The following is a 13,815-nucleotide window of genomic DNA, read 5'->3' on the forward strand; positions in this document are numbered from 1 at the left end:
GCGTCGACGACGCGGTCGTCGCCCCGGGCCAGCAGCCGGGAGGTGGCGGCGCCCAGCCCGGCGACGCCCCGGACCCCGGCGTCGACGATGCGGTCGTCAGCGCGGGCCGCGGCCCGGGCCAGGGCCAGGGTCGGGTCGACCACCACGACCCGGGTGGCGCGGGGCAGCTCGAACCACCCCCCGACGAACGCCGCCGCCGGCGCCGTCACGGGCTCGGCCAGCCGGCCACCCCGGGCCAGGGCGACGGCGCCCGCACCGCCGGCCACGACCGCCCCGAGCGAGGCGAACAGCTCCCACGTCGCCCCGGCGGGAAGCTCGCCGCCGGTCACCTCGAGCACCCGGCGCCCGCCCCCGGGAAGCCACGCGACGCCGAGGGCGATGCTGGGCCCGGCCAGCAGGGCCAGGGCCACGCGGGCGTGACCGGACCGTCGACGGTCCGCCTGCCGATGCCCCGGGCCGCCGCCGGTCGACGTCCGGTCCGGTCCGAAGGCGAGGAGGTGGAACCGCGCCGCGTAGAAGGCGCTCAGCCCCCCGGCCACCACGACCAGGATGCCGATCCACGGCCCGACGTGGGCCGCCGCGGCCACGACCTCCTCCTTGGTCCACGCCCCCGCCAGCGGCGGGACCGCGGCCAGGGCCAGGGCGCCGACCGACGCCAGCACCGCAGTGCTCCGTACGGTGCGGCCCAGGCCCATGCCGGCCAGCGCCTCGGTGCCCGACGCGTCGATCGCCACCCCGGCGGCGATGAACAGCAGGGCCTTGAACAGGCCGTGGGCCACCAGGTGGGCGACGGCGACGGCCGGGTACCCGGCGCCCACGGCGACGATCATGAGCCCGTAGTGGGCCGAGGTGGACGCGGCGAGGAGCCGCTTGGCCTCGGGCTGCACCGCGGCCACCGCTCCGCCGGCGAGGGCGGTGGCCAGGCCGAGGGCGATGGCGGTGGGCCCGAACCAGGCAACGGCGTCGAGCACCGGCTGCAGGCGGGCGAGCAGGTAGGCGCCGGCCGCGACCATGGTGGCTGAGTGCAGCAGGGCCGATGCCGGGGTCGGCCCGGCCATGGCCGAGAACAGCCAGGGCGCGAACGGGCCTTGCGCCGACTTGGCGGCGGCGGCGAGCAGCACCCCGGCGGCGAGGGCGTGGGCTCCTCCGCCGTCGACGGCGGCGAGGCCGGAGAGCTCGATGCCGCCGGTCCCCGCGAAGGCGGCGCCGGCGGCGACGAACAGGCCGAGGTCACCGGCCCGGGTGGCCAGGAAGGCGTGGGCGGCCTGGGTGGGGGCGTCGCCGGTCCAGTGGTGGGCGATCAGCCCCCAGGACAGGGCGCCGACGAGCTCCCAGGCCATCAGGAGGGTGAGGAGGTCGCCGGCGACGAGGAGCAGCTCCATCGTCCCCGCGAACACCAGCAGGAGCCCCACCATCCGGGCCCGGCCCCGCTCCGGGCCGTAGGTGAGGGCGTAGACGACCACGGCGAGGGCGACGAAGGCGACGAGCACGATCGGCGCCCGGGCGACCGCGTCCACCTCCAGGCGCAGCGTCAGCCCCGCCCCCCAGCGCATCGACGTCGACGGCTGAGCCGTGGCCGCGACCACGGCGACGACGAGGGCGGTGACCAGGGCAGCCAGGGCCGCCACGCTCGACGCCCGGAGTCGTCGGTCGCCGGCGACCCAGACGGCCGCGCCGGCGGCGGTCGGGGTCAGGCACAGGATCGCCAGCACCGCCTCAGCCCTTCAACGATCCGATGTCCTCGGTCAGGTCGGCCTGGCGCGCCCGGTAGACCGCGGCGACCAGGGCGAAGCCGATGGCCATCTCGACCGCCATGACCGCCATGGCCACGATCACCAGCACCTGGCCCTTGGGTCCACCGTCACCGGCATGGGCCCAGAACCCGGCGGCGGCGAGGATGGCCCCGTTGACCATCAGCTCGATGCCCATCATCAACATGACGAAAGACTGCTGGGCCAGGGCTCCCCACACCCCGATGCCGACGAGGGCCCCGGCGACCAGCAGCACCGTCACGAGGGTCACCCGTGGCCCCCTTGGCCCGCGTGCTCGTCGCCGCCCTCGGCGTCGACCAGGTCGTCCTCGGGGCGGTGGTCCCCGCCGGGCTCGAGCGGTGGGGCCAGGGACCCCTCGTACCCGTCGCCGTAGCGCCCCCGGGCCGAGGACAGGATCACCGCGCACACCATCGTGGCCAGCAGCGTCACCCCCGCGCTCTCGAAGACCAGCATGGACGGGCCGAGGAGCTCGGCGCCGAGCTCGGCGATGGTGTCGCGGCCGGTTTCGACCGGCGCGTCGGGGAACTCCGCGACCACGGCCACGACCCCGATCCCGACTGTCGCCGCGACGCCGGCGGCGGCGGCGAGCCGGGGCTGGTGAACCATCACCATCGGGTTGAGGCCGGCCGGGTTCATCATGAACATCACCATGAAGAGGGCCATGACGACCATCTCCACGGTCATCATGAACAGCAGGGCGATGCCCAGGTACTCGGCCAGGAGCAGGACCAGGATCGCCCCCACGTTGAGGAACGACGCCAGCAGCAGGAACGACGCCCGGACCATGGAGTCGGTGGCGAAGACCCGGTACCCGCTGACCACGGCGGCCACCGCGAAGACCACGAAGGCGACGTCGATCACAGCGAGCCCAGCCCGGCGACGACCAGGTCGACGAAGGCCAACGGCAGCAGCACCGACCACGACAGCCGCACGATGCGCTCCGGGCTGATCCGGGCGACCCGCTCGCCGGCCACGACCAACCCGACCAGGACCGTCGCCGTCTTGGCCAGCATCCACGCGCCGCCGGGGAGGAGCGGGCCCTGCCACCCGCCCAGGAACACCGCCGCGGCGGCGGCCGAGAAGGCGACCAGCATCGCCGCCCGAGCGACGGCCCACGCCAGGCGCTGGGCCCCGCTGTCCTCGATCCCGCCGCCGCCGGAGAGGTCGGCGGAGTCGACCACGGCGAGCGGACCCGACGAGGTGACCCCGAGGGCCACGATCAGGAACAGGGGCAGGCCGAGGGGCTGGCGCACCACGTTCCACAGCCCGGCCTGCGACTCGACGATGGCCCCGAGGGAGAGCGACTCGGCCGGCAGGGCGGCGGCGATGAGGACGAACATGCTGAGCAGCTCGTAGGAGAGGGCCACGGCCACGAACCGGAAGGCGGAGATCAGCGCCAACGGCGAGTTGGGCGACCAGCCGTGGAGGAAGATGGCCACGATGGCCAGCGCCTCCGCCGCCCCGAACACCACGATCCCGGTCGCCACGTCGGCGACCACCAGGCCCGGCGCCAACGGCACGACGCTCACCGCCGCCGCCGCCAGGCCCACGTACGCCGCGGGGGCCAGCACCCAGGTGGCCCGATCGGGGCGCTCGGTGCTCACCGGCTGCTGGGTCACCAGCGACCAGGCCTCGGCCGCCGGTCGCCGGAGGAGCGGGGCCGGCCGCACGCGGTGGCCGGCCAGTGAGGCGAAGGCCGTGGCCCGGATCACGGCAGTGGCGTAGGCGCCGACGCCGAGCACGGCACCGACTACCGCGATCGCCGTCACCGGGTCCAGGTGGGGGACGTCCTTCATCGTGGCGACCCGTGGGTGGCCGGCTGGGCCGCCAGGTCGAAGCTCACGAGGGTGGTCACGGCATCGGTCAGGGTCAGCCCCTCAAGCACGTCCGGGAGCGCGCCCCACGAGACGGCCGATGGGAGCGCGCCGCCCACCGGGTCCCCCGCGAGCCCGGCATCGATCTGGTCGAGCCGGGCGTCCCACCGGCCGGCCGCATCACCGGCGCCGTCGATCGACCCGACGCCGCGCAGGCTCCACCGCAATCCCGTCCACCGCAGCCGGCGCCGCAGGGCCCGGAACGGGGGGACCAGATCGACGCCGGGTCGGCACCGACCGGCCAGGCGCGCCGCCCGGGCGGCGTCGGCGTCGAGGCCCTGGACGTGGAGGGCGTGGGCCAGCCACCGCAGCCCCCGACGGGCGGGGGCCGAAGTGTCATCGGCTCCGAGGTCATCGGGGAACGGAGCGCCACCGATGGGCGGGAGCCGGAGGTCGACCTCCTGGAGCACCTCGCCCTGGAGCGTCACGTCCATGACCATCCCAGGCGGAAGCGGGTCCAGGAACGGGCCGAGGGTGAGGTGGAGCTGGTCGAGGGCCAGGCCGTCGCGATCGTCGCCGGTCATGGCCATGGCCCGGCCGTAGGGCGTCCCGCCCATCATCCCCTCACCGCCCTGACCGAAGGGCCCGACCCCCCGCCACTCGTTCGGCTCCACGTCGGGACGGCGGTCCGGCGTCGACGACGACGGGTCCGTGGTCACCCGGCGATGGGCCTCGACCACGGCGGTGACGACGGCGTCGACGTCGCCGGTCACGGCTGCGCCCAGGACGGACGACGAATCCTGGCCTGCGGTCCACGACACCACCGCCCGAGGGTGGGGGAGCTGGTCGTGGACCCGATCGAGCGCCTGGCGGTGCTCGGCCGGGACGTCACCGGCGACGAGCAGCACCGTCGCGTGCCGCGGTGTCGTCACCAGGCGCAGCTCGTCGCAGGCCCGCAGCTCCTGGACGGGGCCCCACGCGCCGGCTCCGATGGCAGCGGCCACCGGCACGGGGAAGCGAGGCGCTCTCACTGCCATCGGAACGCGCCCTCGCGCCAGGCGTAGACGATCCCCACCGACAAGATGGCCAGGAACATCCCCATCTCGGCCAGCGCCATGACCCCCTCGGCCACGAACACCACCGCCCACGGGTACATGAACATCATCTCCATCTCGAACGCGATGAAGACCAGCGACATCGGGTAGTAGCGCACGTGGAACCGGCTCCACGCATGGGTCTCGGGCTCGGATCCGCCCAGCACCGGCACCCGCTGCGGAGCCGTCGAGCGGACCCCCCACCGTCGGCGGGCGATACCGACGCCGACCACGCTCCCCACCGCGGCGGTCAGAGCGGCCACGAGGGCGGCCAGGAACGCGTTCAGCACGGCACCCACGCCGGCCCCTGCTCGCCACCGACCCGAGCGGTCGGGGCCGGGCGATGGATCCGGAGCGGCGTCGTCACGACCCGGCCCTACCCAGCCGTCGCCGGTCTACCGGAGATCGGCGGTCCCGGAGGTGCGCAGGACCAGGGGAGACGAGGGCGAGACACGTCGTCGTAGGTTGCCCACGGGGGGCTCGACCGAGCGCCCCGCCTCGCCGTCGGGCACTACATGCGAACCGCACTTACGTAGGTGCACCCGCCCCGGATACCGTCCCGCCCACTTGAGCGGACGGGCCTCCGAAGGGGAGCATCTCCATGGGCAGAAGCAGTGGCGGCGCGATCGTCATCTCGATGGTCCTGTTGCTCGCGGCGTGCGGGGACGGAGGGGGAGGCGATGGCCCCGGCGGCGACAGCGCCGCTGGAGAGGGAGGAACCCTGGTCGCCGCCATCTCCAGCGATCCGGAAGGCCTCAACCCCGCCATCACGACCAGTGGAGGGACCCACGCCGCCTCCGAGCTGATGTTCAGCGGGCTGGTCGAGCTCGACGCCGACGGCGAGCCCACCCCCGAGCTGGCGGAGTCATGGGAGATCACCGACGACGGCGCCACCTACACCTTCACCCTCCGCTCGGGTGTGACGTGGCACGACGGCGAGCCGTTCACCGCCGCCGACGTGAAGTACACCTTCGAGGAGGTGCTCCTCGATCTCCACTCCCGGACCGCGGCATCGGTGGGCAACAACATCGAGTCGATCGAGGCCCCCGACGACCAGACGGTGGTGTTCTCCTTCGCCCAGCCCTACGCGCCGCTCCTCCAACAGCTCGACGTCACCGAAGCGCCCATCCTGCCCAGCCACATCTACGAGGGCACCGATCCGATGGAGAACCCGGCGAACCAGGCCCCGATCGGCACCGGGCCCTTCGAGTTCGTGTCCTACGACCCGGGTTCGGAGGTGCGCATGGAACGCTTCGACGACTACTTCAAGGAGGAGCTCCCCCACCTCGATGAGGTCGTGCTGCGGGTGATCGCGGATGAGGCCAGCCAGCTCAGCGCCCTCGAGGCCGGGGAGGTCGACTGGCTCTTCGGTGCCCCCGGTCCCGAGCGCGAGCGCCTCATCTCGGATCCCGCCTTCGACACGTTGGAGACGCAGATCAACCCTGGCGGCTCGAACTGCATCATGACCGTCAGCTTCAACCTCGACCGCCCCATGTTCGGTGACCTCGACACGCGCAGGGCCCTGGGCCACGCCCTCGACCGGGAGCAGTTCGTCGAGCGGGTGCTCTTCGGTGCGGGCCGGGTGGCCGAAGCCCCGATCTCGAGCGGCATCGGTTTCGCCCATGCCGATGACATCGAGCTCCCGGCCTATGACACCGACGAGGCTGAGGCGTTGCTCGAAGAGGCGGGATGGGTCCGCGAGGGCGACGGCACCCGCACCGCTCAGGGCGTCACCGGCGTGGAGGACGGGACGCCACTGGCGTTCGACTTCCTGCACTTCCCTACCTTCTCGCAGTACGCAGAGCTCTTCCGCGCCCAGCTGGCCGAGGTCGGCGCGGAGGTCACGCTCCAGCCGCTGGAGCCACCGGTGTTCGCGGAGACGGTGTTCACCGAGCGCGCCTTCGACACCAACATCATCTCGTACTGCAACGGCGCTGATCCCGAGATCGGCGTGCGACGGATGTACGACTCGGACAACATCCGCCCCGTCCCGTTCACCAACGCCGCGGGCTACAGCAACCCCGAGGTCGACGCCCTGTTCGTCGAGGCGGCCACCACCCTCGACCCCGATGCCCGTGGGGACCTCTACGGCCAGATCCAGGAGCAGGTGGCCGAGGACCTGCCGTACCTGTGGGTCGTCGAGACGGAGTCGACACGGGTGTTCGACGCTGACTGTCAGGACTTCAGCCCATCGGGGCACTTCGCCGAGACGGCCTCCTGCGGCTGATCACGGGCGCCCGGTGACGCGCCGCTACGTCCTGATCCGGCTCGCCCAGGTTCCGCTGACCTGCGCCGGCATCGTGCTGGTCGGGTTCCTGCTCGTGCACCTCGCACCCGGCGACCCGGTCCTGGCCCTCGCCGGCGACAGCGGCGACGCCGAGTACTACGCTCGGGTGCGCGCCGACTTCGGCCTCGACGAGCCGTTCCTGGTCCAGCTCGCGACCTACGCCGGCAACCTGGTCGGGGGTGACCTGGGCACCTCCTACACCCAGGGACGACCCGCCCTCGACGTCATCGCCGAACGGCTTCCGGCCACCCTGTTGCTCACCAGCACGGCCCTCGTGCTCTCCACCGTCGTCGGCATCGGCCTTGGTGTCGCGGCGGCCAGCCGAGCCCACGGCGCCCGGGACCTGGCCCTCGGAGCGGCGTCGCTCGGCCTCTACGCCGCCCCCGTCTTCCTGGTCGGACAGCTGGCCATCCTCGGCCTGGCGCTGGGGCTCGGGTGGTTCCCCGTGCAGGGCATGACGACGGCCCGGTCCGGCGCCACCGGCCTCGCCGGCTTCGGAGACGTGGTCCACCACCTGGCCCTTCCGGCCCTGGTCCTCGCCAGCCAGGAGATCGCCGCCATCACCAGGCTCACCAGGACCGGTCTGCTCGAGGAGCTCGGTCGCGACCACATCCGCACGGCGCGGGCCAAGGGCGTCTCGGAGCGGGCGGTGCTGATCAGGCACGCCCTGCGCCGCGCTCTGCTGCCGGTCACGACGGTCATCGGCGGACGGGTCGGGCACCTCGTCGCCGGCACGATCGTGGTCGAGGCGGTGTTCGGGTGGCCGGGCATCGGCCGGCTGCTCGTGAGCAGCGTGCAGGCGCGCGACATGCCGATCATCCTCGGCGTGTTCCTCCTGATCGCCCTGGCCGTCGTGGTCGCCAACCTGCTCACCGATCTGACCTATGCCTGGCTCGATCCCCGCATCCGCTACCGCTGAGCTGCCGTCCCTCGTCGCCGGGGGAGGGTCGCGCCCGCGTCGCCGTCTGGTCCGCGCCATGGTGCGCCGCCCGGGTGGGGTCATCGGCGTGGCCATGGTCGGCCTCCTCGTCGGGGTCGGCCTGATCGGTCCCACGGTCGCCCCGAGGGATCCCTTCGCGATCGACGGGCCCTCCCTGGCATCCCCATCGGGCACCTACCCCTTCGGCACCGATCCCCTGGGGCGCGACGTCTGGAGCGGCGTGCTCCACGGTGCCCGGACCTCGTTGCTGGTCGCCGTGACCGTCGCCCTCCTGGTGCTGGCGGTGGGCACGGCGGTGGGCATGGCGGCGGGCTACCGGGCCGGGTGGGTCGACGACATCCTCATGCGGATCACCGAGTTCGCCCAGGTGCTGCCGCGCTTCTTCCTGGCCATCGTGGTCATCGCCCTCTTCGGTCCCGGCCTCGACCGGCTCATCGTCGTCCTCGGGCTCACGTCCTGGCCCCTCCTGGCCCGGGTCGTGCGGGCCGAGCTGTTGTCCCTGCGTGAGCGCGAGTTCGTCGAGGCGGCGCGCGCCGATGGGGCCGGAACGATGCGCATCGTCGTCCGGGAGCTGCTGCCGAACGCGCTGGCCCCGGCGCTGGTCGTGCTGGGCCTGGTCGTCGCCCAGGTGCTGCTCATCGAGGCCAGCCTCGCCTTCCTCGGCCTCGGTGATCCCAACGCCGTGAGCTGGGGCTACCTGGCCAACCAGGGCCAGCGGGTGCTGAGGGTGGCATGGTGGCCGGCAGTGTTCCCGGGCCTGGCCATCGTCATCGCCGTGTTGGGCTGCAACCTGGTGGCCGATGCCCTCAACGACGCGCTCGGCGCTCGACGATGAGCGGGACCGCCCCCCGCTCTGACCCGGTGTTCCAGATCCGGGGCCTCACCGTCGACTTCGTCGGGCCCTCCGGCGCGGAGCGGGCGGTCGATGGGGTCGACCTGGGCGTCCGCCCCGGCGAGACGCTCGGCGTGGTCGGCGAGTCCGGTGCGGGCAAGAGCGTCACCGTGCTGGCCGCCCTACGGCTGCTGCCCGAGCCGCCGGCCCGGGTGGTGGCGGGACAGGCGCTGCTCGACGGCACCGACCTGTTGACGATGCCGTCGGGGGAGCTGCGATCGGTGAGGGGTCGCGACATCGGCATGGTGTTCCAGGACCCGTTCAGCTCGCTGCACCCGTCGTACCGCGTCGGAGACCAGGTCGCTGAGGCCATCCGGGTCCACGACCGCACCGTGTCGCGCTCGGCGGCACGCGCCCGGACCGCCGAGCTGCTGGACCTCGTCGGGGTCCCGCACCCGACCCGACGGGCGCGCGAGTACCCGCACCAGTGGTCGGGCGGCATGCGACAGCGGGCCGTGATCGCCATGGCCATCGCCAACGGGCCCAAGGTGCTCATCGCCGATGAGCCGACCACTGCCCTCGACGTCACCACCCAGGCCCAGGTGCTCGACGTGCTGCGCACGGCGCAGCGCGAGACCGGCGCCGCCACGGTGCTCATCACCCACGACCTGGGGGTCATCGCCGAGATGGCTGACCGGGTGGCGGTCTTCCACGATGGCCGGGTGGTCGAGACGGCCACGGCCACCGAGCTGTTCCGCAGCCCTCGCCACGAGTACACCGCGGAGCTGCTCAGCCGTCGAGCCGGGGCCATCGGCGCCCCGTCGACGACAGCCGTGCTCAGGGCGCCGCCCGGTCCGCCGGTGCTCGAGGTGGAGGACCTCGTGAAGCACTTCCCGACCGGTCGTCGGGCAACGGGACCTGCGGTCCACGCCGTCGACGGCATCACCTTCACCCTGGCGCCCGGGGAGTCGCTGGGCCTCGTCGGCGAGTCGGGGTGCGGCAAGTCCACGCTGGCCCGCACGGTCGTGCGGCTCCTCGAGCCCACCTCGGGTCGCATCCGCCTCGACGGCACCGACATCACCCGCCAGGGCGGTGCCGACCTGCGGGCGACGCGTGCCCGCCTTCGCATCGTGTTCCAGGATCCCTCCGGTTCGCTGAACCCCCGACGGCGGATCGGCGACGCTGTGGCCGAACCCCTCCGCATCCACGGCCGGCACCGATCGGACGACGGCCGCCGCCGCGCTCTCGAGCTGCTCGACCGGGTGGGCATCGGGGCGGCGTTGGCCCACCGGTGGCCCCACGAGCTGAGCGGTGGCCAGCGCCAGCGCGTGGCCATCGCCCGAGCCCTGGCCCTCGAACCCCGCGTGCTGGTGCTCGACGAACCCGTGTCGTCGCTCGACGCACCGGTGCGGGCCCAGGTCCTCGATCTGCTCGATGAGCTCCGCTCGGACCTCGGCCTCGCGTACCTGTTGATCTCCCACGACCTCACCGTCGTGCGTCAGGTCTGTGATCGCGTCGCGGTGATGTACCTCGGACGCTTCGTGGAGACGGGAGCGGCCGACGCCGTGTGCACCCGGCCCGAGCACCCCTACACCCGTGCCCTGCTCTCGGCCGTCCCGGTCGCCGAACCCGGCGCCCGGGCCGAGCGGGGGCGCATCGTGCTGGGCGGCGACCTCCCAGACCCGACCGACCCCCCCTCCGGGTGCCGGTTCGAGTCCCGATGCGGGCAGAGCATCGCGAGGTGCGCCACCGTCGATCCCAGCCTCACCCACCGGGGGACCGACCACGAGTGTGCCTGCCACCTTGTCGGGGCACCGACCGGTGCAGCGCCATGATGCGGGTCGCCTTCGTGGGCAAGGGCGGCGTCGGGAAGTCGGCCATCGCCGGGACCTTCGCCCGCATCGTGGCCCGCCGCGGCGATCCGGTGCTGGCGGTCGACTCGGACCCACTGCCCGGCCTCGCCCTGTCGCTCGGGCTCGCGGCGACCGGTGGGCCGGCTCTCGACGGCGCCGTGGAGGAGCGACCGGAGGGGGAGGAGGGCCCCCGCTTCCGGTTGCGACCCGGCCTGACGGCGGCTGCGGCCGTCGAGCAGTACGCCGAGCTCGCACCCGACGGTGTGCGCTTCCTGCAGTTCGGCGGGGCCCGGCCCGGCGGCGACATGTTCCGCTCCCAGCAGGCGTTCCGCCAGATCATCGACGGCCTGTCGCCCGATCGTTGGAACCTGGTGGGCGACCTGCCGGGGGGCACCCGTCAACCGTTCTTCGGGTGGGCCTCCTACGCCCGCACGATCCTCATCGTGGTGGAGCCCACGGCCAAGTCCGTGCTGTCGGGGCGCCGCCTGGCCCGGCTGGCCACCGCCGAGGATGCTCCCGAGCTCTTCGTCCTGGTGAACAAGGCCCGTCGCGACGGGGACGGCATCGACGTGGCCGAGCGGGTCGGGCTGCCGCTCGCCGGTGTCGTGCCGTGGGACGAGGAGCTGGCCGCCGCTGAGCGGCAGGGCTCGGCGCCGATCGACGTCGCGCCCGACTGCCGTGCGGTGAGGGCGGTAGGGTCGCTGGCGGAGACCGCCGTCGGAAGGGGCACCCCATGAAGATCGCTGTGGTCGGCAAGGGCGGATCGGGCAAGACGACGACAGCAGCCGTGGTGGCCCGTGGTCTCGCCCGTCGGGGCGTCACCGTGGTGGCCCTCGACTGCGACACCAACCCGAACCTGGGGCTCTCCCTCGGCGTCGGCGCCGAGGAGACCGAACGGCTGGTGGCGATGCGCCAACGCCTCGACGAGGGAGACGGCGAGCACGCGCCGGGTTGGGATGACCTGCTCGAGCGCTTCGGCTCCGATGGGCCCGACGGTGTGCGCTTCGCCGTGGTCTCCCAGATCGAGAACCCGGAGCCGGGCTGTCCCTGCTGCGGGCTGTCACCCGAGCAGATGCTCGGCCACGTCGAGCTCGGAGGGGCCACCGTGGTCGCCGACCTGGAGGCGGGCATCGGCACGCTCACCCGTCTCGACGATGACAGCGTCGAGCTCGCTCTCGTCGTGGTCGAGCCGACCCCCAAGTCCACCGAGGTCGCCCGGCGAGCCGTCGAGCTCGCCCGCGACAAGGGTGTCGGCCACATCGTCGTGATCGCCAACCGGGTGCGCAGCGACGAGGACCGTCAGCTGATCGCGAGGGCCCTCGACGGCGCCGAGGTGATCGAGGTCCCCGACGACGATGCCGTGGTCGAGGCCGATCGACGGGGTGTCGCCCCGCTCGACCTGTCGCCCGACGCCCCCGCCGTGGCGGCTCTGCTCGCCTTGGCCGACGACCTCGCGAACCGAGCGGCCACGGTGCCGTAGGGCGCTCGTCGTGCCGGCACCGGTGATCCATCGGCGCCGGGCCGCGACGCGGCCCTTGGGCCTGAGCTGGGGCCTTGGCGGGTCCCCGGTCACGCCCTGGCGGGGGTGGTGGCGGCGCGGGGCGGATCAAGCGGCGCGCCCGGGGGTTGCAGCTGGTGTTGACCAAGGCGGCGGCGAGCTCTCGGCGGAGGAGGGCCGGGCCGTCGCCGGGGGGGCACATCAGCCGACCCGGCGGTTGAGCAGGCGCAGCGGAGGGCAGGTCAGGAACCGACGCCGGCAGCCGCCTGTCGCGCCCTGGGAGGCGACCAGGGTCGTCGTCTGCGTCCGCCCGCTTCGTGCCTACCGCCCGTCCTCAGCCGGTCAGGGCGTCGAGGTGGGCGATGACGGCGTCGATCTCGGCGCGCACGGCCGGCGCCGACGACGCGGTGAGGCACCGCCCGGTGCGGCCGGCGGCGACCACATCGTCGTCGTGGGGCACCACGCCGGCCAGGGGCACCCCGTGCTCGGCGCACAGGTCCTCGAAGAACCGTCGATCGTCGGGCCGCTTCGCCTTGTTGCCGAGCCCGACGGTGAAGGGGATGCCCAGCTCCTCGGCCAGCGGAAGGGTCCGCGCCGCGGTCAGCACGCCCTTCCGGCTCGGCTCCATCACCACCAGCAGCACATCGGCGTGGGCGAGGGTGCCACCGGAGCGGCTGAGGTGCTCGAGCCCGGCCTCCATGTCGATGAGGGTCACATCGGCGCGGTCCGCGAGCGCATCGGACAGCAGGCTGCGCACGGTGGCGTGACCGCCGCAGGTGCAGCCGGCGCCGGCCTCGGTCACCTTGATGGCCGACAGCAGCGTGGCGCCCACCGGTGTGTCGGTCCCGTACTCGCCGATCAGCTCATCGGCGGTGACGTCACCCTGGACGCCGACCAGCATCGAGCGGGGGAGCACCGGGACGGCCTCGGTCTCTTCGAGCGAGAGCCCCATCGAGATGCCGAGGTTGGGGTTGGAGTCGGTGTCGATCGCCACGACGCGTCGACCCTCGGCCACGTACGCCTCCGCCAGCAGGGCGGCCACGGTCGTCTTGCCGGCGCCCCCTTTGCCCACCACGCCGAGCTTCATGATGACGGTCGTCTCCTCGTTCGATGTCGCCGCTCCTGCGTGCCGCGGCCGGTCCTGGTAGTTTGCACCTACCGACGGCGCCGGGCCAGTAGCGGCGCCGGCGACCTCGAAGAGCTCAGCCTCGAAGAACCCGGGGCCGATGGGTGCAGGAGGATCCGATGACCTTGTGGTGGCTCGCCAACCTGGTGGTGTTGCTCGTCGTGGTCCCCCTCGTGGTGGTCCTCGCCAACCGGATCATCCGGGCGGGGACCGAGATCAACGCCTACGCCGATGACATCCTCGAGCACGGGGTCGCCCTCAGCGGGAACCTCGACCCGGTCCCCGCCCTCCTCGAGACCCGTGACACGGTGGGGGTCGTCACGGCCAACGCCGTGACCTACGTCGACGCCCTGAAGCCACTGGTCTGAGGAGCAACGATGCCCGCCGCCGCCATTGCCACCTTGATCCTGACCGGGGTGCTCGTCGCGGCCTTGGCCGTGTACCTCATCTGGGTCGTGCTGATCCTGCGCCGCGCCGTCGACACCTTGGGGAAGGTCACCTTCGGGGTCCGGGCCATCGCCCTGCGGACCGAGCCGATCGGTCCCGTGATCGCGGATGTCAACGCCAACCTCACTGCCGTGGCCGACGCCCTGGAGGGC

15 protein-coding genes are annotated in these 13,815 nt (G+C 73.2%); 8 read left to right on the top strand and 7 right to left on the bottom strand.

What is annotated here, in order from left to right:
- From VNL12_RS16485 to VNL12_RS16510, 6 genes are all read right to left on the bottom strand, one after another.
- On the bottom strand, positions 1-1,712 hold a 1,712-nt coding region (locus VNL12_RS16485; RefSeq protein WP_325596036.1), incomplete at its 3' end, for a proton-conducting transporter membrane subunit.
- Positions 1,713-1,716: 4 nt separating this feature from the next.
- A complete protein-coding gene (nuoK, locus tag VNL12_RS16490; protein WP_325596037.1) occupies positions 1,717-2,022 on the bottom strand; it encodes an NADH-quinone oxidoreductase subunit NuoK in 306 nt (101 codons plus the stop codon).
- Positions 2,019-2,633: an NADH-quinone oxidoreductase subunit J gene (locus tag VNL12_RS16495; RefSeq protein WP_325596038.1), complete on the bottom strand. Its 615-nt coding sequence runs from the start codon at positions 2,631-2,633 to the stop codon at positions 2,019-2,021. The genes nuoK and VNL12_RS16495 overlap by 4 nt, the downstream gene beginning before the upstream one ends.
- Positions 2,630-3,568 carry a complex I subunit 1 family protein gene (locus VNL12_RS16500; protein ID WP_325596039.1) on the bottom strand — a complete coding sequence of 313 codons (939 nt, stop codon included), beginning with the start codon at positions 3,566-3,568 and terminating at the stop codon, positions 2,630-2,632. The genes VNL12_RS16495 and VNL12_RS16500 overlap by 4 nt, the downstream gene beginning before the upstream one ends.
- On the bottom strand, positions 3,565-4,590 hold the full coding sequence (locus VNL12_RS16505) for a hypothetical protein (RefSeq protein ID WP_325596040.1): 1,026 nt from the start codon (positions 4,588-4,590) through the stop codon (positions 3,565-3,567). Before VNL12_RS16505 ends, VNL12_RS16500 begins: the two co-directional genes overlap by 4 nt.
- A gap of 23 nt (positions 4,591-4,613) precedes the next feature.
- Entirely contained in the window at positions 4,614-4,922 is a 309-nt protein-coding gene (locus VNL12_RS16510; RefSeq protein WP_414654915.1) for an NADH-quinone oxidoreductase subunit A, read from the bottom strand.
- A 395-nt stretch (positions 4,923-5,317) separates the two neighbouring features.
- On the opposite strand from VNL12_RS16510, the gene VNL12_RS16515 reads away from it, so the two are divergent.
- From VNL12_RS16515 to VNL12_RS16540, 6 genes are read left to right on the top strand one after another with little or no spacing between them, the layout of a single operon-like run.
- Positions 5,318-6,907, top strand: a complete 1,590-nt coding sequence (locus VNL12_RS16515; RefSeq protein ID WP_325596042.1) for an ABC transporter substrate-binding protein — start codon at positions 5,318-5,320, stop codon at positions 6,905-6,907.
- Between the two features lie 13 nt (positions 6,908-6,920).
- Entirely contained in the window at positions 6,921-7,886 is a 966-nt protein-coding gene (locus VNL12_RS16520; protein ID WP_325596043.1) for an ABC transporter permease, read from the top strand.
- A gap of 58 nt (positions 7,887-7,944) precedes the next feature.
- Complete coding sequence (locus VNL12_RS16525; RefSeq protein ID WP_325596044.1) at positions 7,945-8,742, top strand: ABC transporter permease; 798 nt, start codon at positions 7,945-7,947, stop codon at positions 8,740-8,742.
- Positions 8,739-10,574 carry an ABC transporter ATP-binding protein gene (locus tag VNL12_RS16530; protein ID WP_325596045.1) on the top strand — a complete coding sequence of 612 codons (1,836 nt, stop codon included), beginning with the start codon at positions 8,739-8,741 and terminating at the stop codon, positions 10,572-10,574. Before VNL12_RS16525 ends, VNL12_RS16530 begins: the two co-directional genes overlap by 4 nt.
- Positions 10,571-11,329 (top strand): hypothetical protein, encoded by a 759-nt coding sequence (locus VNL12_RS16535; RefSeq protein WP_325596046.1) that lies wholly within the window; start codon positions 10,571-10,573, stop codon positions 11,327-11,329. The genes VNL12_RS16530 and VNL12_RS16535 overlap by 4 nt, the downstream gene beginning before the upstream one ends.
- A complete protein-coding gene (locus VNL12_RS16540) occupies positions 11,326-12,072 on the top strand; it encodes an AAA family ATPase (protein WP_325596047.1) in 747 nt (248 codons plus the stop codon). The genes VNL12_RS16535 and VNL12_RS16540 overlap by 4 nt, the downstream gene beginning before the upstream one ends.
- 352 nt (positions 12,073-12,424) lie before the next feature.
- On the opposite strand, the gene VNL12_RS16545 is transcribed toward VNL12_RS16540, so the two are convergent.
- Positions 12,425-13,177, bottom strand: coding sequence for an AAA family ATPase (locus VNL12_RS16545; RefSeq protein WP_325596048.1), 753 nt, complete (start codon positions 13,175-13,177; stop codon positions 12,425-12,427).
- Between the two features lie 158 nt (positions 13,178-13,335).
- Here VNL12_RS16545 and VNL12_RS16550 point away from each other — a divergent pair, with 158 nt between their 5' ends.
- Together VNL12_RS16550 and VNL12_RS16555 are read left to right on the top strand one after the other, a co-directional pair.
- Entirely contained in the window at positions 13,336-13,584 is a 249-nt protein-coding gene (locus VNL12_RS16550) for a hypothetical protein (protein WP_325596049.1), read from the top strand.
- 9 nt (positions 13,585-13,593) lie between these two features.
- A partial coding sequence (locus tag VNL12_RS16555) for a hypothetical protein (RefSeq protein WP_325596050.1) occupies positions 13,594-13,815 on the top strand: 222 nt, incomplete at its 3' end.

It is taken from the genome of Iamia sp., from assembly GCF_035575815.1.
Taxonomy (GTDB): Bacteria; Actinomycetota; Acidimicrobiia; order Acidimicrobiales; family Iamiaceae; genus Iamia.

Bases quoted from the DNA above. Each gene is read 5' to 3' on its own strand.
- VNL12_RS16500 (WP_325596039.1), bottom strand. From the start codon at position 3,568: ATGAAGGACGTCCCCCACCTGGACCCGGTGACGGCGATCGCGGTAGTC.
- VNL12_RS16515 (WP_325596042.1), top strand. From the start codon at position 5,318: ATGGTCCTGTTGCTCGCGGCGTGCGGGGACGGAGGGGGAGGCGATGGC.
- VNL12_RS16525 (WP_325596044.1), top strand. From the start codon at position 7,945: ATGGTGCGCCGCCCGGGTGGGGTCATCGGCGTGGCCATGGTCGGCCTC.
- VNL12_RS16530 (WP_325596045.1), top strand. From the start codon at position 8,739: ATGAGCGGGACCGCCCCCCGCTCTGACCCGGTGTTCCAGATCCGGGGC.
- VNL12_RS16535 (WP_325596046.1), top strand. From the start codon at position 10,571: ATGATGCGGGTCGCCTTCGTGGGCAAGGGCGGCGTCGGGAAGTCGGCC.
- VNL12_RS16540 (WP_325596047.1), top strand. From the start codon at position 11,326: ATGAAGATCGCTGTGGTCGGCAAGGGCGGATCGGGCAAGACGACGACA.
- VNL12_RS16545 (WP_325596048.1), bottom strand. From the start codon at position 13,177: ATGAAGCTCGGCGTGGTGGGCAAAGGGGGCGCCGGCAAGACGACCGTG.
- VNL12_RS16550 (WP_325596049.1), top strand. From the start codon at position 13,336: ATGACCTTGTGGTGGCTCGCCAACCTGGTGGTGTTGCTCGTCGTGGTC.